Raw genomic sequence first — 24,782 nt, 5'->3', positions numbered from 1 at the left:
TGTTTCGCGGCAAGGCAATAGAAGCAAGTCAAATATTACATCATTTCCGGCAAAGGTGGCAGCGCACCATTCTTCCTCCGGGCAAGATGAAGGGTTCGGGGACGCTGCTGCGGCATTCGGGAAGGGCGAAAACGCACCTCGGGGAAAAGCAGCAACCCTCGGGCCTCTTAACCGGGCTCGGCGCCTCGCCGCTAAGGCCTGCTATCTCCCCCACGTAGGAAGCGGCCGCGAAAAGCGCTTTGGTGTAGGGATGCAGCGGGGAAGCGAAGACCTCTTCGGTTTTCCCCGATTCGACTATCCGCCCAAGATACATCACCGAAATCCTGTCGGAGATGTACTCCACCACGCGAAGATCGTGGCTGATTATCAGGTAGGAGAGGTTTTCCTCTCTCTTGAGCTTGTCCAGAAGCATGAGTATCTGGGCCTGAACTGAGACATCGAGCGCCGACAGCGGCTCGTCGGCGATAATCAGAGAGGGGGAGACGGCAAGCGCCCTTGCTATGCTTATCCTCTGCCTCTGCCCGCCGCTGAACTCCCTGGGGTATCTGTCCGCGGCGTCGGGCTGGAGGCCGACCTTGCACAAAAGCTCGGTCACGCGCTTCTTTTTCGCCTCTCCCGAGGCCAGAGAGTGTATCTCAAGGGGCTCGGAGACGATGTCACCGATGCGCATTCTCGGATTCAGGGAGCCGTAAGGGTCCTGAAAGATCATCTGGACCTTCCGGCGAAAGCCGAAGAGTTCTCTGCCCCTCAGAGAGATGATGTCCCTGCCCTCGAAGAGTATCTCGCCCTTTGTCGGACTTTCCAGAAGCACCATCATCCGCGCGAGTGTGGATTTTCCGCAGCCCGACTCTCCGACGAGGGCGTGGGTTTCCCCCTTGTTTACGGTCAGGTTCACCCCGTCCACCGCCCAAAGATCCACCTTCCCGAGGCGAAATGACTTTGAAACTCCCCTCGCCTCAAACATCCTCACAGCTCCTTATGCAACGCGAGAGGTTTTGGCCGGGTGCTTGGGTCAGGGGCGGAAGACCTTCGGAGCAGGCGGGTATCACGAGCGGGCAACGGTCGCTGAAAGGGCACCCCGGGGGTATTCCGGCGAGCGAGGGGACGTTTCCGGGAATGGGCGTCAGAACCTCTCCCCTTCTCGGCAGCGAGCGGATAAGCCCCCTCGTGTAAGGGTGGGAGGGGCAATTGAAAATCCTCTCCGCGCTCCCCTCCTCGACCACGTAACCCGCGTACATGACGTAAACCCTCGCGGCGTGGCGCCGGACTATTCCGAGATCGTGGGTTATGAGCAGCACCGCTATCCCGCGCTCCTCCTTCAGCCTTTCGAGAAGGTGCATTATCTGGGCTTCCACCGTAACGTCGAGGGCGGTTGTGGGTTCGTCGGCGATAAGGAGCCTGGGGTTTTGTGCTATCGCCGAGGCGATCATCACCCGCTGGCGAAGCCCCCCGGAAAGCTCGTGAGGATAGGAGTCCAGCCTCTTTTCGGGCTCGGGAATGCCCACCTCGCGCAGCAGTTCGATTGAGCGGTTTCTGACCTCGTTCCGCGTGAGAGAGCCCTCCGGGTTTACCGCCTCGGCGAGCTGGAATCCCACGGTAAACACAGGGTTCAGGCTTGTCATCGGCTCCTGAAAGACCATTCCCGCCGATCGCCCCCGCAGCCTCCGGAGCGCTTCCCCGTCGAGAGAGAGAACGTCCTTCCCGTCGAGGAGTATCTTTCCTGCGGTGACTTTTCCGGGCTTCGGTATGAGGGAGATTACAGAAAGGGCGGTGAGGGTCTTGCCGCAGCCGGATTCGCCGACGAGCGCGACCGTTTCGCCGGAGTTGACGGCGAGGTCCACCCCCCTTACGGCGTCAAGAACGCCGCCGGGAGCAGGCCAGGAGACCTTGAGGCCGGAAATCAAAAGGGCGGGTTCGGGCAATCGGCTCTCCGAAAATCCCTGCGGTACGTCCATTCGTCAGGTTGGCTGGGAGGAGGGGTCAGCTTTTTTTGAGCTTTCTCATTTCGACGGCCAAGTCCGCCCTGGTGACTAGTCCCTTGCGGTCCAAAACCCGAAGGACCATCTTGAGCATCTCGTCGGTGGGGAGTTCCTCGAAGGCGGCCTTGTCGTACAGCCCGCCCTCCCTTTCGACCAGAACCATCTCCTCTTCATGGGAGACGGCCGAGGCTTCGATCTTGTCGGGAACCTGTCCGGCGGCTATGGCGGAACCGCTCTTGTAATAGAAATCAATCGCCCGGGCGATGGCCGATTCGGTCGCCACCGCAGGGTGGACCGAATACCCCGTCTGGAACTCGATCTCGCTGATTATGTCGAGATTGGTCGGATCGCTCATGACGAGAACTATCTGCTTCTTGCCGTGGGTGTCCCTCATGGCGACCGGAATGACGTTGTATTTCTCCGCGAGGCGAAGCGGAACCGTTCTCACGGCCTTTGGAGAGAGCTTGACCTTGTTGAAATCTACGGCGGGGAAGCCGAGTTGCTTTGAGAGTACGGCCAGAATCTCTTCTTCCTTGGCGAAACCCATGCGCACAAGGGTCGAACCCAGTTTTCCGCCCCAGGTGCTCTGGCTTTGAAGCGCAACCGAAAGCTGGTTTTCCGTGATAAGGCCGCCGTCTATCAATACTTCGCCAAGTTTTTTCCTGACCGCCATGTATTCTCCGAAGTGCTGGATATAAATCAATTTTTACTATCTTAGTAATAATACAATATTGCAGTAAATCAAGGGGGTAAATTTTCGCCTCCTGTTATATTTTTAAAAAAATCCACGATAACGCCGGAAATTTTACCGGTTCTCCCGAAGAAGAAGTGATCGGCGCCCTCAATCCATTCCACCCTAACGTCTCCGCCCAGTCCCTTGAGCCAATCCCTCACCTTCGGTGCGGGAGCGAAGCTGTCTTTGTCTCCCACAACGAATATTTTCGGAATGGAAGGATTAAGTCCGATTCCGCCGCAATCCATAAAACCAACGGGAGGCGCGATGCCCGCTACCGATTTTACCCTCGGATCGGCGTCGGACTCCGCCAGAGCCATTACAAGACCCCATGAATAACCCGCCAGATGAACTTCTTTCATTCCCTTGTATCTGTCAAAGATGAAATCCACTGCGGCCCTTACGTCTTCCTTCTCCAGCGCGCCGTCGTGCACGCCCTCGCTTTCGCCAGCCCCCCGGAAATTGAAGCGAAGAATGGGAAGACGAAGCTCTTCGAGCGCCCCGGACAGTTTTACGACGATATCGTTATGCATGTCGCCGCCGTAGAGCGGGTGGGGATGGCACACTATTATCGCCCCGGAAACGCCGGGAAGCCCCGGGTCCCAAAGTATCCCTTCCAGCAAAAGCCCGCCGCTGGGGAAGTTCACCTCTTCTTGTTTTCCGTTCACTCCGTCGCGTCTCCCGGCAGTCGTTCGTTGACAATCCATACTAACAAAAGTTCAACCGCACCCAAAAACACCCTTTTTAAAAAAATTCACTTCGGTGAAAAACCCCGCGCATTTGAATCGGCGCCGCAGCCGGAATTTAAGTAAATTCTTCGTTAAATCAAGAGTTTTCAATTTTTAAAACGTCGTTCAAATAGGTTGACTTGGCGCATGCCCGCTCATATAATCCGCTGTGCAAATTTCCACCAACCACAAGCAGGGCGGAGGATATCAAAGTGTCTGAGACCTATAGCAAATTCCAGGAATCACTTCTCGACAAAAACACCTTCAGCGTAACCTGGGAACTCGTTCCCGGGCGCGGCTCCTTCGAGGCCGCCCAGGACGTCGTCATGGCTTCCGCCGCGGCGGCGGCCAAAGGCGGCAAGGTTCACGCGCTGACTATAACCGACAATCCCGGTGGAAATCCCGCCATCTCGGCCGAAATGCTGGGCGCTGAAATCATGAAGCTCGGGATCGAGCCCCTTGTCCACTTCACCTGCAAGGACAAGAACAGAAACCAGCTCGAATCCCTCCTTTACGGCATGGAACGCGCCAACGTAAGAAACCTGCTCGTGATGACCGGCGACTTCACCTATTCCGGCTATCAGGGGCGCAGTAAGCCGGTCTTCGACATGGACGCCTCCCAGCTGGTCGGAATGACCACGGCCCTCAACAAGGGGCTTACGGTGCCGACCCCCAAGGGCTCCACCACCATCAAACCCACCCACTTCTTCGCCGGAGCCGCCGTCAGCCCCTTCAAGGCTCTCGAATCGGAGCAGATGGGCCAGTACTACAAGCTCAAGAAGAAGCTGGAGCAGGGCGCGCAGTTCATCGTCACCCAGCTCGGCTACGACATACGCAAGATACACGAAGCCCTCCAGATGGTTAAGCACCTGGGCTTTGGCGACGTTCCCGTCGTCGGCAACATCTACCTCCTCCCCCTCGGAGCCGCCAGGCTGATGAACCGCAACGGCCTTCCCGGCTGCGTGGTCACCAACGAGCTGGTTTCCGTCCTTGCAAAGGAAGCGGAGGCCGAGGACAAGGGCAAGTCAAAGAGAATCGAACGCGCCTCGAAGATGTACGCCTTCATGAAGGGCATGGGGTTCGCGGGCGTCCACATCGGCGGCCACGGCATGAAGTACGAAGAGGTCGAGATGATAATCCAGAGGGGCGAGGAACTGGCTCCCAACTGGATGGACCTCGTCGGAGAATTCAACTTCCCCCAGCCCAACGGCTGGTACTACTTCGAGAAGGACTCCAAGACCGGCCTCAACACCGACAAGCCGGTGGACCGCTCCAAGCGTCCCTCCTCTTCCCTCGGCTACAAGGCTTTCAGGGTCCTTCACCACTCGATGTTCGAGAAAAGCGGCTTCCTTTTCAGCCCGATGCGCGCTTTCGCGAAGGCGATCGACGGCTCCGCTCTGGAGCACCCCTTCACTCGCGTGGAACACCTGATGAAGGTCATCACCAACGAGTGCATGCACTGCGGCGACTGCGCCCTCTTCGACACCGCCTACGTCTGCCCGACAAGCCAGTGCCCCAAGAGCCAGCGCAACGGCCCCTGCGGCGGCAGCTACAACGGCTGGTGCGAAATCTACGAGGGAAAGAAGCAGTGCATTTACGTCCGCGCCTACCCCCGCCTCAAAAGCCACGGCGCGGAAGACACCCTCGGGGCCTACTACGTCCCGCCGATCAACTTCGACCTGCTCTGGACCTCCTCCTGGCTGAACTTCTACATGGGAAGAGACCACACGGCGAAGCGTCTGGGCGTTTTGCCCCCCGAGAAGAAGTAAGTTTGCTTTTCCATTAGAAACCGAGGGGAGGCCAAACGGCCTCCCCTCGTTGTTTTGGGGTTCGATGAGCAGGATTTTGTTGGAAGACATTCGGATAGTGCTCGTAGAGCCGCTCTACGGCGGCAACGTGGGCAGCGTGGCGAGGGCGATGGCCAACTTCGGCCTTGAAAAGCTTACCCTGGTGCGTCCGGCGGAGGGTATCTTTGAAGACCCCCTTCTTGAGCCCATGGCCCGTTCAAACGCCATGCACATTCTGAAAAACGCCGCCGTGACCGACGACCTTGCAAAGGCCCTCGCCGATACTGAACTTTCTCTTGGCTTCACTGCCAGAACCGGGAAGAAGCGAAACGACGGGATAGAACTTAAACCGGCCGTACGCGCCATCTCAGAAGAGTTCAGCGGGGCGCGCATCGCCGCGGTTTTCGGCTGCGAAGACAACGGACTCTCCAACGAAGACCTTGAGAAGTGCCACTGGATGGTCAACATACCTACCCACCCCACCCTCACCAGCCTCAACCTCTCACAGGCCGTTCTTCTCTTCGCCTACGAGCTCTTCTCTGTGGCCGAAGAGACGGAGGGCGCGCAGAAGCCGGAGCGGAAGCTCGCCACCGTCGAGGAGCTGGAAGGTTTTTACGGGCATCTGGGAGAGGTGCTCGACACTATAGGCTTCATAAAGGAGGATGACCCGGCGCGGATAATGAACGCCATGCGAAGGATATTCTCCCGAAGGCTCCCCGACCCGCGGGACGTGCACATACTGCGGGGAATGCTCTCGAAGGTAGTGGTGGCGCTGGAGCTGGCGAAAAAGCGTAAGGACTGACCCCTTACCTGTCCTCTTCCTTTTTTTCTTTTTCCTTGCCGATGGCCTCGTCGATCTTCTCTTTCATCTCGTCCTGAGCGCCGCCGAGTTTTTCGGTGACTTCCTTCGTTATCTTCATCGGCTCGAACTTCATCTCCTCCGAGCTTCCGCCCTGGGAAGCCGTCATATAATCTCCGGCGATGTAGTAGGTCAGGAAAAGGCCGAGAGCCAAAACTATCAGAATCCCAACGATCTTCATGAAAAACTCCTTAACCCCTGAAGCGGATACCTGAATAACTTTTACCGATTTATTCACGAATACTACACGGCAATTAAAATCCCCGCCACTCGGGACGCCTTTTTTTACAGAGTAAGACGGGATCACCGCCGGGTTTATAGCGCTTGTTGCCCACGGTATTATGTGATATGTCACTCAAATGAGTGGTTTTCACGTGAACGCGGGAGCCGTGCAATGTCTGTCCACAATTGCGAACACAGGGCCTACGACGGCTTAAATCGGTATAGAGCAAGAGCTAAGGCAGTGAAAGATAATTTGGCAAAATTGCAAAGCTGTAGAAAAAAGTTTTTAAGTTTGATGCCTAAGCTGGCAATTCTCATTGTCATCACAATCTTTGCCGCATGCAGCCGAAATGGGGAACCAGAAAGGACTAGTTTTAGTGAATGGGAAGTGCGTGAGTTCCCTGTTGCCGGCATTGCTGTTGATTTACCGAAAGACACTTACCGAGCGAGCGACGCAGTCGGAGGGATTAAAAGTGTTGTAATTTACTTGCATCCAATACGTCCACCGGTACTTCTGGCCGATAACCAGTATGGTTTAGTTATAAGAATGGCTTTTTTTTCAAAGGACGAGTTTGTTAAAAGAGCGAAAATTTCAAAAAATAGTGAATCGTATAGAACAGGGAATGAAGAAACTAAAATTTCCAGCGACTGGTATGATAATTACCATGCCAGCATAGATACTATGTTCTCTGGAAGCTGGATTTACTATCGGATGGACTTAACCCTTGATGATGGACGCATTCTGTCATGCTCCGCCGAAATGAGGAAAAACTATTATTTACCCGAGGATGATATTGCTATAAGACGAATTATTTCGTCTGTACGGGAATTACATAAATAGCCGGGTAGGTTGGCTTGAGCCGGGTAGGTTGGGTGGAGCGAAGCGATACCCAACAAACGGTCTGCGGACTTGGACAGGAAAGACATATTAATGAGCGCAAAAAAGGAACTAATCAGGGGTAAAGTGACAGTGTTAGTGGAATTCGACACAAATCTGGCAGACCCTGGGGCGCAAAAATCGGGTGAGTACTTGAGAGAACATATTCTCGACAGTGCTAAGAGAGCGTTAGACAGGAAGGATAAGGATGCGTTAATCGAAGTCCTTAGAGAATGGTTAGATGAGCGGTCCGAACCTAAGACGATGCTTGCAGTTGAGGTGATAAAGGAACTCAGGTTGACCGAGTTGCGGAAAGACTTGGAGGAACTTCGCGATGCTATAGAGAAGAGAAAAGCATTCAAACCATTCTACGTTCGCTGGGTGGACTCCGCCTTGACGACCCTTGGGAATTTTGGTGAGGTATAGCCGGGTAGGTATCGCTTCGCTCCACCTAACCTACGGACTAAAATCCCTTCAACAAGTAGGTGAATTTAAGATAATAGAACAATGGTAAAAACACTTCCAATTCCTGATCAAGAACAACTTAGAGCATTAACATCAGGGCTTAGGGATGTCTACGATCTTATTTCAGAATATGTCGGAGACCTAAACAAAGTCCCAAATTTTAGACAACATATCACTGTGACCAAGTCGCAATTGGCTGAGTATTTACGTATACACCCACAACTTATTGAACGACATGTATCTAAACCGGGTGACCCAAAATATCATGAGTTTCCTGTTCTAGAACGAACAGGCAGCAAATATCGAGTTTACGTGTCTTTTCGTGGTGAAGCACAAGATGTTGAAGAGTTCGACGACTTAACTGAGGCTACCGCTAGGTACCTAATGTGGTATTTGTGAGCCGCGTAGCCGGGTAGGTCGGTTTGAGGGACGAAAGCCGACATTGCATTGAATTACTTCCGGTATGCGATGGCGTCTATCGCCACGAGGGCGTTTTTGGGCAGCTTGGCCGCCTGAAAGGCGGCGCGGGCGGGGGGAAGCTCGGTCAGAAACTCGGTATAGACCTCGTTGACGGCGGCGAAGTCGTTCATGTCGGCGAGGTAGAGGGTTGTCCTGACGAGGTCGCCGTAGCCGGCTCCGGCGCTTTCGAGGAGCGCCCCGAGGTTCCTGAAGACCTGCCTCGTCTGTGTTTTAGCGTCCGTCCCGACAAGCTCGCCGGTCTTCGGGTCAAGGGGGAGTTGCATGGACAAAAAAAGAAAGCCCCCGGCTTCGATTCCCTGGCTGTAAGGCCCGACGGCCTTCGGGGCCTTGTCCGTCACAATCGCCTTTTTCATCTTCGCATCCTTATGAGGAAGCGCCCCGCCCCACGCGCATCACGCTGTCGATTCCCTTCAGTTTTTTTATTTCGCTGACTACCTTCTGGACCTTGTCCACGTCGGGAACCATTACGGCGAAGAGGTACTCGTTCTTGGAGTGCATGTGGGGTATGGCGTGGGCGCTGACGACCTGTATTCCGATATTGGCGAGGGCCTGGGTAATGTTGGAGAGTATGGCGGGCTTCGCGTCTCCGATTACCCGGAGCCTGACCGCGTGAGCCGCGCCTTCGCCGAGATCCCAGTCAACCTCTATCTGCCTCGAAACGTCGCTTCTCGCGAGACTCGGGCAATCGGCCCTGTGGACAGTGAGCCCCTGCCCTTTGGTTATGAAGCCGATAACCTCTTCTCCCGGAAGCGGCATGCAGCAGCGGGCGAAGCGGACCATGACGTTGCCCACTCCCTTTATCACGATGCCCTGTGATTTCTTGTGGGTCTTTCGCTCGCGCTTCGGCTCTTCCTCTACCTTTTCCTGCTCCACCTCGGGGTAGACCCTCTCGACGACGAGCCTGGCGTTGACCTTGCCATAGCCGACGGCTTCGAGAACCTCCTCGCTCTTGTTCACTCCGAAACGGTCGGCAATCTCGTCGATAAGTCCGTCCTTGATAGCCTTCGCGAGGCTCTTTCCCGCCTTCCTGAATTCCCTGTCGAGGATGTCCCTGCCGAGTTCCACCGACCGCAGGCGCTGTTCGTTGCGTATCCACTGGCGTATGCGGTTCTGCGCCTTCGAGGACTTTACGAACTCCAGCCAGTCGGAGCTGGGCTTTTGGTTCTTGGAGGTGATTATCTCCACCCGGTCGCCGTTTTTGAGCACCGTGGAGAGGGGAACCATCCTGTCGTTCACCTTCGCGCCCACGCAGTGGTTGCCCACCTGACTGTGGACGTTGTAGGCGAAATCTATCGGGGTGGAGTTTTTCGGCAGCTCCATCACGTCGCCCGCCGGGGTGAAGACGAAGACGACGTCCGGGAAGAGGTCTCCCTTGATGTTTTCGAGAAAATCCCTCGGGTCTCCCACGTCGCGGTTGGCCTCGACTACCTGGCGGAGCCAGTGGAAGATGGTGTCGGCCTTGGCGTCCGCGCCGCGCTTTTCCTTGTAGCGCCAGTGCGCCGCGATGCCCTCCTCGGCCACCCTGTGCATCTCAAGAGTGCGTATCTGCACCTCCAGGGGAAAATTCCTGGGGCCGATGACGGTGGTGTGGAGCGACTGGTAAAGGTTGGGCTTCGGGAGGGCTATGTAGTCCTTGAAGCGGCCCGGAACCGGAGTCCAGCGGGCGTGCACCGCGCCGAGTATCGCGTAGCAGTCGCGCACCTCGCCTACGATGACCCGGAAAGCGACCCTGTCGAAAACCTTCTCGAAGGGGATGTCCTGCGCCAGCATCTTGGAGTAAATGGAGTAGAGGTGCTTTAATCTGCCGGATACCTCGCCTTTTATGGAATTTTCGGCGAGCGTGCCGTCGAGTATCTTTTTGACCTCCGCGATATAGGAGGTCATCTCGCTCTGGGTCTTTTCGCTTCTGGCCAGGAGGTCGGCGTAGACCTCCGGCTCGGTGTAGCGGAGCCCGAGGTCCTCAAGTTCGCTCTTGAGCTTGTGTATACCGAGGCGGTTCGCGAGGGGGGCGTAGATGTCTAGGGTTTCCCGCGCCATGATATCGCGCTTTTCGAGGGGGAAGCGCTCGATGGTGCGCATGTTGTAGAGGTGATCGGCCAGCTTCACCATGACGACGCGCACGTCGCGGGCCATGCTGAGGATCAGCCGTCTGAATTTTTCCGCGTGGTCGGCCGAGGAGGTCGAGGTGGTGGAGTAGCGGATAGAGAGGACTTTGTTGAAGCTTTCGGCGATATTGGCGACTTCTTCGCCGAACTGGGCCCTGACCTCCGGGATGCCCGCCTTTTCCACGGCTTTGTGGAGGATGCCTGCGGCAATCGTATCCTCGTCCATATTCAGGTCGGCGAGTATCTGCGCCACCGCAAGAATATGAACGGTCTCGTCCTCTCTGGAAGCGGGTGCCTCGACGTTCGATTTCTGGGCGAAATCGAAGGCGCGGGCAATGAGGTCCACCCGGGCCTCCTTGTCCCTTTCGAGGAGTTTCCCCTTTAAGCTTTCCAGCGCCTCTACGGGACTCATGGAGAAGTTTCCTTAAGGAACCGGGAAATTACCTGGAGGATTTCCTCTCCTTCACGGTCACCTTGCCTTCGGCTATCTCGCGAAGGGCGGTGACGACAAACTTGTTTTTTGTCTGGAGGAGCGGAGGTGCGCCCTTGAGGAGCTGTTTCGCCCTCTGGGAGGCCACCATCGCAAGAGCAAAGCGGTTTTGAACTTTTTCCAGGCAATCTTCTACTGTGACTCGCGCCATTTTTATCCTCTTGCAGGAGCTTTGTTGAAAACTGAGGGTTTTCTCACGACGTTTTCAATAAGCTCCTTAGTTTGACCCGAAAAGATCGGGACGCATTTTTGTTGAACCTTTGTTTCCGGGCTTTCCGGCCAGAATGACCGCGCCCAAGTCCTGCACTGCCTTGTCGAAATTGTCGTTGACGATAATATAATCGTATTTTCCGGCCTGGGCCGTCTCGCCCCGCGCATTGTCCAGACGCCTTCTTATAACTTCATCGTCCACATCGCCCCGGAGGGTTAGCCTCTTTTCAAGCTCTGCGAGCGAGGGCGGCATTATGAAGACCAGCACGGGCTTTAAATCCGTCTTTTCGCGAAGGTTTAACGCCCCCTGAACGTCGATGTCCAGGATTACGTCATTTCCCTTTTCCATCGCCTCGTCAAGCGCCCGGAAACTTGTGCCGTAGAGGTTCCCGTGAACCTCCGCCCACTCGGCGAACTCGGAATTTTCCACCATCTTTTCAAAGACTTCCTTCGTCACGAAGTGGTAGTGAACTCCGTCGATCTCCCCCGGCCTCGGCGGGCGGGTGGTGTGGGATATCGAAAAGCTTACCGGCATCTCCTCCCGAAGGGCCTTTATAAGCGACGATTTACCGGCGCCCGAGGGCGCGGAAATTACAAAAAGGGCGCCTCTCCCCATCTATTCCCACTCAATGGTCGCGGGGGGCTTGGAGGAGATGTCGTAAACGACCCTGTTTATGCCGCGCACCTCGTTGATGATGCGGTTCGAGATGCGTCCGAGGACCTCGTAGGGGAGCTTCGACCAGTCCGCCGTCATTCCGTCGAGGGAATTCACCGAACGGACGGCGGCCACGTTTTCGTAGGTGCGCTCGTCGCCCATGACGCCGACCGACTTCACCGGCAGAAGGACGCAAAAGACCTGCCAGACGGCGTTCTGAAGCCCGGAGCCCGCTATCTCCTCGCGGACGATTGCGTCGGCTTCGCGGAGAACTTCTAGGCGCTCTCTCGTAATCTCGCCTATGATGCGGATGGCGAGCCCCGGCCCCGGAAAGGGGTGGCGCTCCAGAATTTCTTCCATCAGCCCCAGTTCCCTCCCCACCTCGCGCACCTCGTCCTTGAAAAGCTCGCGGAGGGGTTCTATCAGCTTGAGGTTCATCCTGTCGGGGAGCCCTCCCACGTTGTGGTGGCTCTTTATGGTGGCGCTAGGCCCTTTGAAGGAGACGGATTCTATAACGTCGGGGTAGAGGGTGCCCTGGGCGAGAAACTTGATGTCGCCGAGCTTTTTCGCCTCCCTCTCGAAGAGGTAGATGAATTCGTTGCCTATGATCTTTCTCTTGGTCTCGGGGTCGGAGACTCCCGAGAGTTTTTCCAGAAAGAGATCGGCGGCGTCGGCGTGGATGAGGTTCATGTGGTAGTGGTCGCGGAAGGTGCGCACCACCTTTTCGGCCTCGCCTTTTCTAAGTACTCCGTTGTCCACGAAGATGCAGGTCAGCTTGTCGCCTATCGCCTTGTGAAGGAGGAGGGCGACAACCGAGGAATCGACTCCGCCCGAGAGAGCGCAGATTACCCTGCCGTCTCCGACGGTGTTCTTCACCTCTTCGATGCTGGACTGTATGAAGGAGCCCATCGTCCAGATCGGGTCGAGCTTGCAGACGTCGAAGAGGAAGTTTTCGAGCATCTCCCTGCCCCTCGGCGTGTGTACCACCTCGGGGTGGAACTGGACGCCGTAAAAGGGCTTTTCCGAGTGGCCCATTGCCGCTACGGGGGAGTTTCCCGAATGCGCCATGACGTGAAACCCCTTGGGGAGGGCTTCGAGCCTGTCGCCGTGGCTCATCCACACGGGGACGCTCTCGCTTTCGCCGAAACCGGCCAGAATGCCGGAGGAATCGGTCACGGTAATGTGGGCCAGGCCGTATTCGCGCTCCGTGCCCGGAGCGACGCGCCCGCCGAGGAGGTGCGCCATAAGCTGCATTCCGTAGCAGATGCCCAGCACCGGCACGCCGAGCTCGAAGACCTCGGGGCTGATGAGGGGCGAGCCTTCCGCGTGGACGCTGGCGGGGCCGCCGGAAAGAACGATCCCCCTGGCTCCGAAGGAGCGTATCCTGTCCAGCGAGATGTTGCAGGGGTGGATCTCGCAGTAAACCCTGCTCTCGCGAATCCTTCTGGCGATAAGCTGGGTGTACTGGCTTCCGAAATCCAGTATCAGAATCTTCTGCTCGTGTATGTCGTGCATTGTCTGTCCGCCTAAACGGGCTCGACCCGGTAGTTGGGGGCTTCTTTCATAATGATTACGTCGTGAACGTGGCTCTCTTTGAGACCCGCGGGGCTGATGCGGACGAACCTGCCGTTTTTCCTGAGCGCGTCTATGTTCGCGCTGCCGGTGTAGCCCATCCCCGCACGAAGCCCGCCGAGAAGCTGATAGACTATCTTGGAAAGCGGCCCCCTGTTGGGCACCCTTCCCTCTATTCCCTCGGGTACGAGCTCCGATTCGTCACGGACGCCCTGGAAGTAGCGGTCGCGGCTTCCGAGCTTCATCGCGCCTATCGAGCCCATGCCCCTGTATATCTTGTAGGAGCGGCCCTGATAGAGGATGAGTTCGCCGGGGCTCTCTTCGGTTCCGGCGAGGAGGCTGCCTATCATTATCGAGGAAGCTCCGGCGGCAACCGCCTTCGTGAGGTCTCCCGAGTATTTGATGCCGCCGTCGGCGACAATCGGTACGCCGTATTTGTCGGCTACGGCGGAAGCTTCGGCCACGGCGGTAATCTGGGGGACGCCCGCTCCGGCGACTACGCGGGTAGTGCAGATTGAGCCGGGCCCCACGCCGACCTTCACCGCGTCGGCTCCGGCTTCGATCAGATCTTTGGTCGCCTCGCCCGTCGCCACGTTGCCCGCGATAATCTGGAGCTTCGGCCACTGGCTCCGAAGAGCCCTGACGGCGTCGATGACCATCCTGGAATGGCCGTGGGCGGTGTCCACAGCTATCACGTCGCAACCCGCGGCGATCAGCTTTTCAACCCGCTCGTCGCGGCCGGTGCCTACGCCTACCGCCGCGCCGACCCTGAGCCTGCCCATTGAATCCTTGCAGGCGTTGGGGTATTTGCGGGCTTTTTCGATGTCTTTAATGGTTATGAGCCCCGTAAGTCTGTAGTTGGCGTCCACCACGGGGAGCTTTTCGATGCGGTGCTGCTGGAGAAGCTCCTTCGCCTGTTCGAGGGTCGTCCCGGGCGGCACCGTCACGAGGTTGGTCTTGGTCATCACGTCCCGCACGATCCTGTCGGGGTTTTTCTCGAAGCGAAGGTCGCGGTTGGTGAGAATGCCGACGAGCTTGTTATCCTCGTCGATTATCGGGACGCCCGAGATGCGGTACTGGCGCATCAGCTCCATCGCCCGCTCGACCTTTTCGTCCGGCTTCATGGTGATCGGATCGACGATCATCCCCGCTTCCGACTTCTTGACCTTTTCGACCTCGTAAGCCTGATCCGCTATGGACAGGTTACGGTGGATAATACCGATTCCGCCCTCCTGCGCCATCGCTATGGCGGTGTTGGCTTCCGTGACGGTGTCCATCGCGGCGGAAAGGAGCGGTACGTTCAGGCGGATTTCGCGGGTGAGCTGCGTGGATATGTCAGCCTGATCCGGCAGAATTGACGAAGCGGAAGGCACAAGGAGCACGTCGTCGAAGGTCAGGGCGAATGGGATATTGCTGTCTAGCATGTAACCTCCACGTGCTTAAAAATAATATGGGTCCGCCGTAAGAGCGGGAAGGCTAAATTAATCGGCGCCAGTTGTCAAGGCGAACGAAATAACTTTATGGCAAAGGAGTTTTTTAGTCAGGGCTTGTCCGTAAATAAAACCTTCGTTCTCGCATCCGGCTTTTGGCCCGCTTTCGCCACTCATCAATCGCAAAACCTCGCCGTAGAACAACTACGCCTGCGGTTTTGCTCAATCTTCGCGACAAAAGCGCTCTCAAAATCCGGCGCGATCTCCGAAAGGCCTATTTACGGACAAGCCCTTAGCCGCGTCGAAGATATAGAGGTTTCCGGCGTTAGAATGGAGGACCATCCCTCTTTCGCCCACGTATGGTGCTGCTCCGACGCCGGAGCCAGTCGAGAAAGCTTCTTTAGTCACGCCGCTCTCGCCGTCGAGCACGAATATCCCGCTGTCGAAGTATCCCGCAATTATATCGTTTCCGGCCGACAACACGAAGGAGGGTGTTTCCTCCCTGCCTGAGGGAGAAGTCTTCCACAGCTCCTCGCCGCCGCTCCTTTTGAGGGCTGTTATCTCGCCCTTGAAGTTGCCGAAATAGAGTGCTTCCTTCGTCAGGGCGAAACCGGCGGCCCCGCCGCCTTCCTTTCGCCACAAGACCGCTCCGGTGTCGGCGTCGAGCGCCGCGACTGAGCCGTCCTTGGTACCGGCGTAGATGACGTTGTCCTCTATAGACGGTCCGGCGGTGACGTCGGGGAAAAGCCCCCTGTCGGCGACCCGGACCTTCCAGAGCTGCGTTCCGGATTCGCCGGCGATCTTCACCAGATACCCCTCGGAGGTGCCGAGATAAACCGAGTCCTTGTAGACGGCGAAGGAGGCGCCCTTCCAGATGGCGGATTCCCTCGGCATCCTGTCTCCGTACTGCCAGAGGGGGGTCCCGTCCCCGGCCCTGAAGGAGTAGAGCTTCTGGTCGGCGCAAAGGACGTAGAGGTTGTCGCCGTCTACGAGCAGGTCGGCGAAGACCGGGTAGGGAAGGGTCACGTTCCAGACTGACTTGCCGTTAAAATCAAGGGCGTTTACGTTCCCGCCCTCGTCCGCGACGATAATCTTTCCGAAAGCGACAACCGGCGTCGAGGATATCCCCTCCGGCGACCGAAAGCGCCAGACAATCTCGCGGCTCCCGAAGTCCAGCGCCGTGACGTAACCCTCCGAGCCGCCGACGATGACAAGACTGCCTACCGCCAGAGGGGCGCTGCGCTGCCCGAAACGGGGAAATCCTTCGGATGCCGCAAGAGTGACAATCCTCGGGTTTTCAAGGGACTTGGGCGCCTCGAATCCGGTTCTACCGGCCTTTCCCGCTCCTCCCCAGGGCTCCTTCGCCGCAGCGAGTTGTGCCTCGGAGGGCAACGGGTGCGGGGGCGAACGGTAGATACCCGCGTTCAGGACCTGACAGCCGAGAAGGGCGAAAAGAGAGGCGAAGAAGACCGAAAAGCGGATAAAGCGCATCCCTAACCTTCCGCGAGTCCGGCCAGGCGGGCCATGTTTTCACGTATTTTGTCGAATTCACCCTCCGTCAGCCCCGCGCCCAGCGCGACGACCTTCGCGAACTGGAGAGAGATGAGATCGCCGGGCGCGTGGGCGTCGGTATCGAGGACCAGCTTCGCGCCGGTCTTTCTCGCCATGGCGGCGACGTAGCCGTTGGTCAGGCTGTGGCCCTTTCTCGCGGTTATTTCGAGATGTACGCCTTTTTTCGCGGCGAGGAGGGCATCCTCTTCGGAGATGAGGCCGGGGTGGGCGATTATGTCGGCTCCCGCCTCGATTCCCGCCCGGTTGGTGCCGTGCTCCACCGGCTCCACCGGCGATTCGCCGTGTATCACGACGATCTTAGCGCCCAGTTCCCTCGCGTGGGCGACATGCTTTGCGATAGACGAAGGATGCAGGTGGGTCAGTTCGACGCCGGGAATGGCCTTTATCGAACGGCAGGCGCTGTTTTCCTCGCAGGCCTTTATGACCCTCGGGACGACGAAATCGAGGTTCGAGGCGTCGGCGTGATCGGCTATCGCTATGGCGCGAAGGCCGAGGCTGACCGCCCTCCTGATGAGTTCGGAGGGTATCAGCGCCCCGTCTGAGAAAATCGTATGAGTGTGGAGGTCAATCATCGTTCACCTGAAGCTCGTGGAGTGGAACTATGGAACTTTATATGATAACACGGAAAAACCGGTTGGGGGAAACCTAATCAACCTTGCCGGCTGTGCAGCTAACTTCGCGAACGGCGTTGGCGGGCCGCCTCGAACAGTATCACGCTGGCGGCTGTGGCCACGTTCAGCGATTCCACGCCGTTTTCCATCGGTATGGTCAGCCAGGAGTCGGCCAGCGCGCGCCACTCCTCCGATATTCCCTCCGCCTCCTGTCCGATGAGGAGGGCGAAGGGTTCGTGAAGCGGGCACTCTTCGGGCAGCTTGCCCCCTTCCCCGCCAGTTCCCAGAATCGGCATGGAAAGCGCCTCCCTAACGCCTGAGTTTGTGTCTACGCTGACAACGGGCAGGCGAAGCAGCGCCCCCATCGAGCCCCTAAGTGCCTTGGGGTTTCCGGGGTCAACCGAGGAGGGGCCGAGAATTATCCCGCCCGCTCCCCCAGCGAGCGCCGAGCGCGCTATCGTTCCCAGGTTGCCGGGGTCCCTCACCGCATCGAGGATGAGGACCGGTCTTCTGCTCTTCGCCAGCTCTTCGAGGGTGAACTCCGGAGGTGAGAAGACCGCGGCGACCCCCTGCGGGGCGGCGGTGTCGGAGAGTTCCTTCATAACGCCGCGAGATACGGCGATAAGCTCAACCTGCTTGCGGGAAACCTCAAGTTTTATGCGCTCGATCCTGTCGCTGTCCGCGTCCTCGGAGACGACGAGAAAAGATATCGGAAGGCCGCTTGCCAGCACCTCTTCGACGAGACGGACCCCCTCCGCCACCCATAGCCCCTCGCTTTTGCGGTGCTTCGAGTCGGTAAGGAGCTTTTTGACCAGCTTAACCCTCGAATTGGCGGTTGAGCGGATTACCTCTTCCATCACTTAGCCGCTCCCTTTTCGCGGTAGCGCTCTGTCTCGCTGTAGAGGCAGCCGCAGTAGGGCTGCCTGTACATGGAAAGCTCCCTGCTGCGCCTCACCCCCTCTTCCCAGTCGTCCCGCCAGTCCCTGTAGAGAAAGGGAACGTCAAATTCCTTCGAGACCTCCTCCCCCGTTTCCCTGATTAGCTCGTGCTTCTGGTATTTGCTGCACAGAAGGGAGGTGGTGAAGCAGTCGAATTTGCCCTTTTTGGCGACTTTGGCGGTTTCGCGAAGGCGAAGGTAGTAGCAGAGCCTGCACCGCTGCGTCTCCCGGTAGGCGATGGCGCGAAACCACTCGCTTATATCGTATTCCGGGACCGGGAGGAGCGGTGCGCCCTCTCTTTCGCAGTGGGCGGTCAGCGTCTCTCGCCTTTTTTCCCACTCGGTGTAGGGGTGGATATTCGGATTGTAGAAAAAGACGCGGGTTTCCGCCCCCTCCCCGGCAAGACCGGCGAGGGGCATTATGAGGCAGGGGCCGCAGCAGCCGTGGATTAGAACTTTCAACCTTCGCCTTTCTTCACCTTCACAAGGTTAGCGATAGTTGCTATCTTGCGCGATATGGACGATCTACGCAAGATTCTGGAAGGGATGCTTACCCCCGCGAGGCTGGAGCGCATAGCCACCGCGCTCGAAGCGAGGCTCGGGGCGCTTCGCGTCGTCACCGAAAACCTTCGGAACACTCACAACATGAACGCGGTCCTTCGGACCTGCGAGGCTTTCGGCGTCCAGCACCTCCACGTCGTGGAGGGGGAGAAGGATTTCTCCATCAACCGGAAGATAACCAAGGGCAGCCACAAGTGGATCGACCTCCACCGCCACGTCTCCATCGGGGATTGCGCCCGGGAACTCAAGGCCGAAGGGTTTTCCCTTTACGCCGCGATGCTGGGCAGAGGCGCGGTTCCCCTCGACGAAATACCGCTGGAAAAACCCGTCGCCATAATTCTCGGCAACGAGAGGACCGGCGTAAGCGAAGAGGCCGTCTCTCACTGCGACGGCTTCTACACCATTCCTATGCACGGCTTCGTGCAGTCCTTTAACATCTCCGTCGCCGCCGCGATAAGCATCTACTCCCTTTCTTCGCGCATGAGAAAGGAGCGGCCCGACCACGGGGCGCTCTCACCGGAAGAGAGGGCGCGGGTCCTGGGGGCCTGGCTTCCCAAGACCGCCCCCTACGCGAAAAAGATATCCAGGGTACTGGCGGAATCTAAAAACTCTTTATAACTTCCCTCAACTTTTCGGCCAGCGCTTCCTCTCCGCCTTCCTCGAATTTCATGTTGATGTTCAGCGAGACGACCGGGGTGTCGAGAGGCAAAAACGCCTCCACCCTCTGCATGTCCTTCTGCGTCGTCACGAGCGCGTCAGCCCTGGTCAGCCTGCCGAACTTCACCAGCCTGTCGATGTCGGCCTGCGAAAAGTCGTGATGGTCGGGGAAGGAAACCTGTTCCACAATCGTCCCGCCGAGCACGGAAATATCGCTGAAAAACGCCTCCGGGTTCCCTATGCCCGCAAAAGCGACGACTTTTTTCCCCTTGAGCCATTTGAGCGGGTGGCTTTCGCCCGTTACAGGGTTTTCGAGATGGTCGGGAAAGTGGGAGGCCGTCAGCACCGGGGCCTTGGGGTTGTAGCTTCCGAGGCGGCTTCGCAGTTGGACGAGGTAGTCTTTCCCCAATCCCCTTGTGCGCGTGAGAACGAAGATGTCGGCCCGAGAGAGGGCCAAAAGGGGCTCCCTTAGTATTCCCCTCGGGAGGCAGAAGCCGTTGCCGAAGGGCCTCGTCGCGTCGACGATGAGGACGTTGATATCCCTCTTGAGGCGGAGGTGTCCGAAGCCGTCGTCCATAACCAGCGCCGAAACTTTGAGATTTTTAACCGCTTCCCTCGCGGCTTTGAGCCTGTTTGCCCCGATAATCACCGGCACGCCAAGAGAAAGGAGTCTTTTTGCGTGGAGCAGCGGTTCGTCGCCCGCCTCCCTCGCCGAAAGCTTAACCGTTTCGCCGTCGCTAACGACCGCGACCCTCCCCTCAAGGGTTCCGCCGTAGCCTCTCGAAATCACGGCGGGTCTGAGCCCCTCGTTCTTGAATATTCTGGCGACGGTCTCGACTACCGGGGTCTTTCCCGTTCCGCCGAGGGTGATGTTTCCCACGCATACGGTGGGCACTCCGGCATGGCGGGAGGGCAGAATCCCTGCCTCGTAAAGGGTTCTTTTCAGAAGCTGGAAACCGGCGAACAGATATGAAAGGATGGTAAAGGGCAGAAGGAGCAGGGAAAAAGCCCTTCCGTGGTGCTCCCTGTTCAGAAATCCCTTTATCCAGAAATAGAAGTTCAAAAAATCGCCTCTACTGAACGGTTCTGGAATCTAAAAATGAAATGACCCTGTCTACGGAGCCCCTGTTGCGGCTCAAGAATTCACCTGAGGTCTGTCTTATTTTTTCCATTGATTCCGGACTGCCGAGGAGTTGCGTGGTTTTTTCGGCAAGGCCGCTTCCGCCTGATATCTCGAACCCGAGACCGAGATTTTTCGCCTCGGCGGCGACCTCCTGGGTGTTCCTCACGTGAGGGCCGAAAAGTACGGGTATTCCGGCGCTGAGCGGTTCGAGAAGGCTGTGTCCGCCGACGGGGGCGATGGTGCCGCCGACAAAGGCGACATCGGCCCCGGCGTAAAGCTTCGACAATACGCCCATCACATCGATTATCAGCACCTTGCCGCTCTCAAAAGCTTCGCGGATGCGGTGCGCCTTCCCTTCACCGAGTTCGCTCCAGCGAACGTAGCCCAAACCGGCGCTTCTGACGTCGGAAAAGACCTCTTCGAGACGACCGAGGTGGCGCGGCGCGACGACGCAGCCGATCTTTACCCCTTTTTTCCCGAGGAGGGAGATTCCGTCCAGAACCGCGCTCTCTTCGCCGGGGTGAGTGGACCCCGCGACAAGTATCTCAAAGCCCGCTTCCCTCGCTTCCTTCAGGGAGGCGGCTTCGGGTGAGTCGGGATCGCCGGGCTCGATGTCGAATTTCATGTTTCCGCCCGCGCGCACTATCCCTGCCTCGGCCCCGAGCTGGCGGAACCGCTCTGCGTCCTTGTCGGACTGGGCGTGAATCTCGCCGTAGAGGCAGAGGAGCGGGCCGACCACGGAGCGCATCTTGCGATAGCTGTTGAAGGTCTTGTCCGAGATGCGCCCGCTGACGAGTATCATCGGAACCCGGAAAAAGTGCGCCATAATCAGGAAGCCGGGCCATATCTCCGTCTCGGCGACGACAATCGCCTTCGGCCGCGCCTTCAGGAAGGCGGGAAGGAGGGTCCAGAAGAAATCGAGGGGGATTATTCTCGCGGCCCCGTAGCCCTCGACCAGCTTCCCGGCCTCGACGCGCCCGGTGTCGCTCATGGAGGTCAGAAGAATCTTCGCGTTCTTTTTCTTCAGCGCGCCGACGAGTGGAGCCACCGAACGTATCTCCCCCATGCTAGCGCCGTGAATCCACACCGCGCCTTTAGGCACCTTCCCCCAGATTCCAAGCCGCTCCCGCCAGAAGGGGCGGATGCGCCCCAGTTTCATTGCCAGCAGCGGCCACAAAAGGAGCACCGGAAGACCGAGGAGGTGAATCACAAGCTGGTAGACGAAAAATAACCGCTTCATGGAGAGGTTACCTCCAAAAGCTCGTCGGCGCGTTCATTCGCCGAGATAAGCCCCCTTCGCACGGATTCGCAGAAACCCTCTATCCCCTCCTCTTCCGAGTAAAGGAGAGGGGTTCCGTAGACCAGTTGTATGCGGGAAAAGGGCAGCGGCATCTGGAAACGGTCCCAGGAGCCGAAGACCTTCTTCCTTGAAGATGATACCCCCATCGGCATCACGTAAAGCCCCGTTCTCTGCGCGGCGTAGGCCACGCCGGGGTGGACGGTGTACCGGGGGCCTCTCGGCCCGTCGGGGGTGAAGGCGACTATGTTGCCGTCCTTCGCGTGGCGAAGGACTCCCCTGAGGGCCGAAGCGCCGCCCCTGGAGGAGGAGCCCCGGAGCGCCTTGTAGCCGAAGGGCTCTACCACGCGGGAGATCATCTCTCCGTCCCGGCTCTGACTGATGACGACGCCTATGTTCTTGTTGACGTGGAGCGGTATCGGGCCAAGAAGCCTGTTGTGCCAGAGCACCCAGATCGCCTTTCCTTCCTCGCCGTGGGCGAGCCGGTAGTTCTCGACGCCCTCCTCCGAAAAGCGGCAGGTGAGCCCGAGAAGCCTCAAATACCCTCTCGCGAGGAGGGGCGCCAGACCAAGGACAAGGTCGGCCAAGCTGCTACACCTCTCCGAACTGTATTCTGCACAGCCTCGCGTAATCGCCGTCGCGGGCGACAAGTTCCTGATGTTTCCCTACCTCGGTGACGAGGCCTTTCTTGAGAAAGACAATCCTGTCGGCGTGGCGGATGGTCGAGAGCCTGTGCGCGATGACGAAAGTCGTCCTCCCCTCCATCAGGAGAGTAAGGGCTGACTGAATCTCCTTTTCCGATTCCGAATCGAGCGCGCTCGTAGCCTCGTCCAGCATGAGTATCGGCGCGTTGCGAAGTATCGCCCTCGCTATGGCGATTCTCTGTTTCTGCCCGCCGCTGAGGGTGTCGCCGCGCTCGCCTATAACCGTATCGAAACCGTTTGGAAGCTCGCTTATGAACCTCAGGGCGTTGGCGGCGGTGGCGGCCGCTATGACCTCTTCCCTCGTGGCTTCCGGCCTCCCGAGGGCGATGTTGCTCAGCACCGTGTCGTCGAAGAGGAAGGTGGACTGGTTGACGATGGCGATCTGCGAGCGGAGGCTTTTGACGTCGTATTCCCGTATGTCGATCCCGTTTATCTTTATGGCGCCGGCGGTAATCGAATAAAAGCGCGGCAGGAGCTTGAGTATGGTCGATTTTCCGGCGCCGCTCTCCCCGACGAAGGCTACCATCTCACCCCTTCTGGCTACAAAGGACACTCCTCGTATCACCTCTTCCCTTGTGTTGTAGGAGAAGTGGACATCCTCGAAGCGGACCTCCTCCACCGGCGGGTGAAGTTCTTTGTCGCCTTCCGTCTCGCAGGGAGCGGGGGTCTCGTCAATGACCTCGAAGACCCTCTCGGCGGCGGCGCTCGCCTGCTGTATCTTGTTGTTCACCGAGCCGATCATCCTCACCGGCTCGCCCATCATCAGGAGGGCGGTGAGAAACTCGAAGAAATCGCCGGGCGTGATGACGCCGTTGATTACGTTGTTGCCGCCGTACCAGATTATCGCCGCGATGCCGAAGGAGGCGAGCAGCTCCATTATCGGAGCGGTGGCGCTGTTCAGCCGCGAACGCTTGAGGGTATGGTAAAGCACCTTGAGGCTCTGCTCGCGGAATTTCTTCTTTTCCCTATCCTCGGTGCCGAAGGCCTTGACCACCTCTATGCCCGTGAAGGCCTCTACAAGTACCTTCGAGATACCGCCTATCCGCTCCTGCGTCCTTCTCGTGTATTTCTTTATGAGGGCGCTTATGCGGCGCATCGGGTACATGGCGAGAGGAAGACTGAGCGAGGCAACGAGGGCGAGCCGCCAGTCCTTCTGGAACATGACTACGGTGAGGCCGAGCATCGTGACCGTGTAGCGTATGAAATCGACGACGTAGCTCACGGAGTTCTGCATGAGGGAGACGTCCGAGAGCATGCGGGTCATGAGGGAGCCGGTGTTGTTGGCCTCGAAGAAGGAAAGCTCCCTGTGCTGGATGCGCCCCATCAGGTCGTTTCTCATCTCCATGATGGAGACCTCCCCGACCTTTACCATCAGCGCCTGCTGCCCGAAGCGGCCGAGCCCCTTCAGAATAAAGAGCCCGATGACCACGAAGGGCAGAATTTTCAGCATCTCGCCGTCGTGGTTAATGAAAACGTCGTCGATGACCGGCTTGACGACCTTCGCCATCGCGGCGGAGACAAGGCCGACCAGCACGGTGCAGAGCATCGCGAGGATGATCGCCCACTTGTGGGGCTTGAAATATTTCAGGACGCGGCGAAAGAGCACTCAGCCTCCAACCGGGGCAAGCCCCATCCTCTGAAGGATTATCCTTGCGGCCCGCTCGCTCGCCCCGGGCTCGCCTATTCTTTCCCTGACGGTTTCGAGGCCCCTTTGCATCGCTTCCCTTTTCTCGCCCTCGTCCAGGATTTCGAGCGCGGCCAGGGCGGTCTCTTCAGCCGGTTTCTGGACGAGTTCCGGCACTATTTCCCTTCCCGCTATGAGGTTCGGAAGGGCGACGAAGGGGGTGGTGATAAATCTCCGGGCGATAAGCAGGGAAACGGGGTTCGCCCGGTAGACCACTACCATCGGGGTACCGACCAGCGCGCACTCGAGGGTGGCTGTGCCGGAGGCCACGAGGCAGACTCTCGACCGCTCCATCACCTCCTGCGCCCTGCCCTCGCAGATCTCCAGTGAAAGCCCCTTGGCGTTTCCGTAGGAAAGGAGTCTCCGGTCGAGACCCTCCGCCAGAGGGACCGCGAACCTTACCTTTCTTTCCCTTGAGATTATCCGCGCGGCCTCCAGAAGGTGGGGCCAGATGCGGGTTATCTCGCTCTTTCTGGAGCCGGGGAGAAGGCCGATCAGATCCGGCTCGGGGGAAAAACTTCTCTTTTGGAGGTGGTCAAGAACCGGGGAGCCGACGTAGTCGCACGAAACCCCGTTTTTCCGCCAGAAATCCTCCTCGAAGGGGAGTATCGCCAGAAGGTGGTCGCAGCAACCTCTGACCTTTTCGATTCTGGAGCTTCCCCACGCCCACGCCTTCGGGGGAATGAAGTAGATTACCGGCACGCGGGCTTTTTTGGCTTCTCTGGCCAGCATAAGGTTGAAGCCGCCGAAATCGACTGGGAGAAAGAGATCCGGGGGATTTTCCCGGAAGAGGGCCAGCATCGTCTTTTTCGCCCTTCGGAGGGCGGGGAGCTTTTCAGCGACCTCAAAGATGCCCATAGCGGATATCTCCGAGTAACGGCTGAGAATCCTCGCCCCGGCCTTCTCCAGGCGGTCGCCGCCTATGGCTGTCACCTCAAGCTCCGGGCGCATCTCAAGCAGCCTTGAAACCAGGTTTCCGGCGTGGATGTCACCCGAGGTCTCCCCGGCCACCACTGCTATTCGCGCCATCTTTCGTGTTTCGCC

25 protein-coding genes are annotated in these 24,782 nt (G+C 58.1%); 5 read left to right on the top strand and 20 right to left on the bottom strand.

What is annotated here, in order from left to right:
- Window positions 1–40: 40 nt before the first annotated feature.
- The 4 genes from EPN96_10850 to EPN96_10835 form a co-directional block, all read right to left on the bottom strand.
- Window positions 41–964, bottom strand: coding sequence for an ATP-binding cassette domain-containing protein (locus EPN96_10850; protein ID TAL16106.1), 924 nt, complete (start codon window positions 962–964; stop codon window positions 41–43).
- A complete protein-coding gene (locus EPN96_10845) occupies window positions 957–1,955 on the bottom strand; it encodes an ABC transporter ATP-binding protein (protein TAL16105.1) in 999 nt (332 codons plus the stop codon). The genes EPN96_10850 and EPN96_10845 overlap by 8 nt, the downstream gene beginning before the upstream one ends.
- 25 nt (window positions 1,956–1,980) lie before the next feature.
- Window positions 1,981–2,652 carry a hypothetical protein gene (locus EPN96_10840; protein ID TAL16104.1) on the bottom strand — a complete coding sequence of 224 codons (672 nt, stop codon included), beginning with the start codon at window positions 2,650–2,652 and terminating at the stop codon, window positions 1,981–1,983.
- Between the two features lie 68 nt (window positions 2,653–2,720).
- Window positions 2,721–3,380 carry an alpha/beta hydrolase gene (locus tag EPN96_10835; protein TAL16103.1) on the bottom strand — a complete coding sequence of 220 codons (660 nt, stop codon included), beginning with the start codon at window positions 3,378–3,380 and terminating at the stop codon, window positions 2,721–2,723.
- 272 nt (window positions 3,381–3,652) lie between these two features.
- Here EPN96_10835 and EPN96_10830 point away from each other — a divergent pair, with 272 nt between their 5' ends.
- Together EPN96_10830 and EPN96_10825 are read left to right on the top strand one after the other, a co-directional pair.
- A complete protein-coding gene (locus EPN96_10830; GenBank protein TAL16102.1) occupies window positions 3,653–5,209 on the top strand; it encodes a methylenetetrahydrofolate reductase in 1,557 nt (518 codons plus the stop codon).
- 64 nt (window positions 5,210–5,273) lie between these two features.
- A complete protein-coding gene (locus EPN96_10825; protein TAL16101.1) occupies window positions 5,274–6,029 on the top strand; it encodes an RNA methyltransferase in 756 nt (251 codons plus the stop codon).
- A 4-nt stretch (window positions 6,030–6,033) separates the two neighbouring features.
- Here EPN96_10825 and EPN96_10820 read toward each other — a convergent pair whose 3' ends face one another.
- Window positions 6,034–6,267, bottom strand: coding sequence for a hypothetical protein (locus EPN96_10820; protein TAL16100.1), 234 nt, complete (start codon window positions 6,265–6,267; stop codon window positions 6,034–6,036).
- Between the two features lie 282 nt (window positions 6,268–6,549).
- On the opposite strand from EPN96_10820, the gene EPN96_10815 reads away from it, so the two are divergent.
- Both EPN96_10815 and EPN96_10810 read left to right on the top strand, forming a co-directional pair.
- The gene (locus EPN96_10815; protein TAL16099.1) at window positions 6,550–7,149 is read left to right on the top strand and encodes a hypothetical protein; all 600 of its coding nucleotides are present in this window, start codon (window positions 6,550–6,552) and stop codon (window positions 7,147–7,149) included.
- 90 nt (window positions 7,150–7,239) lie between these two features.
- The gene (locus EPN96_10810) at window positions 7,240–7,611 is read left to right on the top strand and encodes a hypothetical protein (protein TAL16098.1); all 372 of its coding nucleotides are present in this window, start codon (window positions 7,240–7,242) and stop codon (window positions 7,609–7,611) included.
- 491 nt (window positions 7,612–8,102) lie between these two features.
- Here the strand turns inward: EPN96_10810 and EPN96_10805 are convergent, their stop codons facing one another.
- The 10 genes from EPN96_10805 to EPN96_10760 all read right to left on the bottom strand — a co-directional run bounded on the left by EPN96_10805 (window position 8,103) and on the right by EPN96_10760 (window position 18,174).
- Window positions 8,103–8,483, bottom strand: coding sequence for a RidA family protein (locus EPN96_10805; protein TAL16097.1), 381 nt, complete (start codon window positions 8,481–8,483; stop codon window positions 8,103–8,105).
- A 10-nt stretch (window positions 8,484–8,493) separates the two neighbouring features.
- On the bottom strand, window positions 8,494–10,647 hold the full coding sequence (locus tag EPN96_10800) for a bifunctional (p)ppGpp synthetase/guanosine-3',5'-bis(diphosphate) 3'-pyrophosphohydrolase (protein TAL16096.1): 2,154 nt from the start codon (window positions 10,645–10,647) through the stop codon (window positions 8,494–8,496).
- Between the two features lie 28 nt (window positions 10,648–10,675).
- On the bottom strand, window positions 10,676–10,876 hold the full coding sequence (locus tag EPN96_10795; GenBank protein ID TAL16095.1) for a DNA-directed RNA polymerase subunit omega: 201 nt from the start codon (window positions 10,874–10,876) through the stop codon (window positions 10,676–10,678).
- A 66-nt stretch (window positions 10,877–10,942) separates the two neighbouring features.
- Window positions 10,943–11,551, bottom strand: a complete 609-nt coding sequence (locus tag EPN96_10790) for a guanylate kinase (GenBank protein ID TAL16094.1) — start codon at window positions 11,549–11,551, stop codon at window positions 10,943–10,945.
- Window positions 11,552–13,105, bottom strand: coding sequence for a glutamine-hydrolyzing GMP synthase (locus EPN96_10785; protein TAL16093.1), 1,554 nt, complete (start codon window positions 13,103–13,105; stop codon window positions 11,552–11,554).
- Window positions 13,106–13,116: 11 nt separating this feature from the next.
- On the bottom strand, window positions 13,117–14,586 hold the full coding sequence (gene guaB / locus EPN96_10780; GenBank protein ID TAL16092.1) for an IMP dehydrogenase: 1,470 nt from the start codon (window positions 14,584–14,586) through the stop codon (window positions 13,117–13,119).
- Between the two features lie 252 nt (window positions 14,587–14,838).
- Entirely contained in the window at window positions 14,839–16,083 is a 1,245-nt protein-coding gene (locus tag EPN96_10775; GenBank protein TAL16091.1) for a hypothetical protein, read from the bottom strand.
- Window positions 16,084–16,085: 2 nt separating this feature from the next.
- Window positions 16,086–16,736 (bottom strand): histidinol phosphate phosphatase domain-containing protein, encoded by a 651-nt coding sequence (locus EPN96_10770; protein TAL16090.1) that lies wholly within the window; start codon window positions 16,734–16,736, stop codon window positions 16,086–16,088.
- Window positions 16,737–16,834: 98 nt separating this feature from the next.
- Window positions 16,835–17,632, bottom strand: coding sequence for an RNA methyltransferase (locus EPN96_10765; GenBank protein ID TAL16089.1), 798 nt, complete (start codon window positions 17,630–17,632; stop codon window positions 16,835–16,837).
- The gene (locus EPN96_10760) at window positions 17,632–18,174 is read right to left on the bottom strand and encodes an epoxyqueuosine reductase QueH (GenBank protein ID TAL16088.1); all 543 of its coding nucleotides are present in this window, start codon (window positions 18,172–18,174) and stop codon (window positions 17,632–17,634) included. The genes EPN96_10765 and EPN96_10760 overlap by 1 nt, the downstream gene beginning before the upstream one ends.
- A gap of 54 nt (window positions 18,175–18,228) precedes the next feature.
- Here EPN96_10760 and EPN96_10755 point away from each other — a divergent pair, with 54 nt between their 5' ends.
- Window positions 18,229–18,891 (top strand): RNA methyltransferase, encoded by a 663-nt coding sequence (locus EPN96_10755; protein TAL16087.1) that lies wholly within the window; start codon window positions 18,229–18,231, stop codon window positions 18,889–18,891.
- On the opposite strand, the gene lpxK is transcribed toward EPN96_10755, so the two are convergent.
- The 5 genes from lpxK to EPN96_10730 are packed head-to-tail and all read right to left on the bottom strand — an operon-like array spanning window position 18,875 to window position 24,767.
- Window positions 18,875–20,023: a tetraacyldisaccharide 4'-kinase gene (lpxK, locus tag EPN96_10750; GenBank protein TAL16086.1), complete on the bottom strand. Its 1,149-nt coding sequence runs from the start codon at window positions 20,021–20,023 to the stop codon at window positions 18,875–18,877. The two genes, EPN96_10755 and lpxK, sit on opposite strands and share 17 nt — an antisense overlap.
- On the bottom strand, window positions 20,004–21,293 hold the full coding sequence (locus EPN96_10745; protein TAL16085.1) for a hypothetical protein: 1,290 nt from the start codon (window positions 21,291–21,293) through the stop codon (window positions 20,004–20,006). Before EPN96_10745 ends, lpxK begins: the two co-directional genes overlap by 20 nt.
- A complete protein-coding gene (locus EPN96_10740; GenBank protein TAL16084.1) occupies window positions 21,290–22,009 on the bottom strand; it encodes a DUF374 domain-containing protein in 720 nt (239 codons plus the stop codon). Before EPN96_10740 ends, EPN96_10745 begins: the two co-directional genes overlap by 4 nt.
- Window positions 21,942–23,660, bottom strand: a complete 1,719-nt coding sequence (locus EPN96_10735; GenBank protein ID TAL16083.1) for an ABC transporter ATP-binding protein — start codon at window positions 23,658–23,660, stop codon at window positions 21,942–21,944. Before EPN96_10735 ends, EPN96_10740 begins: the two co-directional genes overlap by 68 nt.
- Entirely contained in the window at window positions 23,661–24,767 is a 1,107-nt protein-coding gene (locus EPN96_10730; protein ID TAL16082.1) for a lipid-A-disaccharide synthase, read from the bottom strand.
- Between the last annotated feature and the right edge of the window lie 15 nt (window positions 24,768–24,782).

This window comes from bacterium, assembly GCA_004322275.1.
Classification (GTDB): domain Bacteria; phylum Desulfobacterota; class Deferrisomatia; order Deferrisomatales; family BM512; genus SCTA01.
The sequence above is the reverse complement of the archived record's forward strand: the minus strand, read 5'-3'. Positions and strand labels throughout refer to the sequence as shown.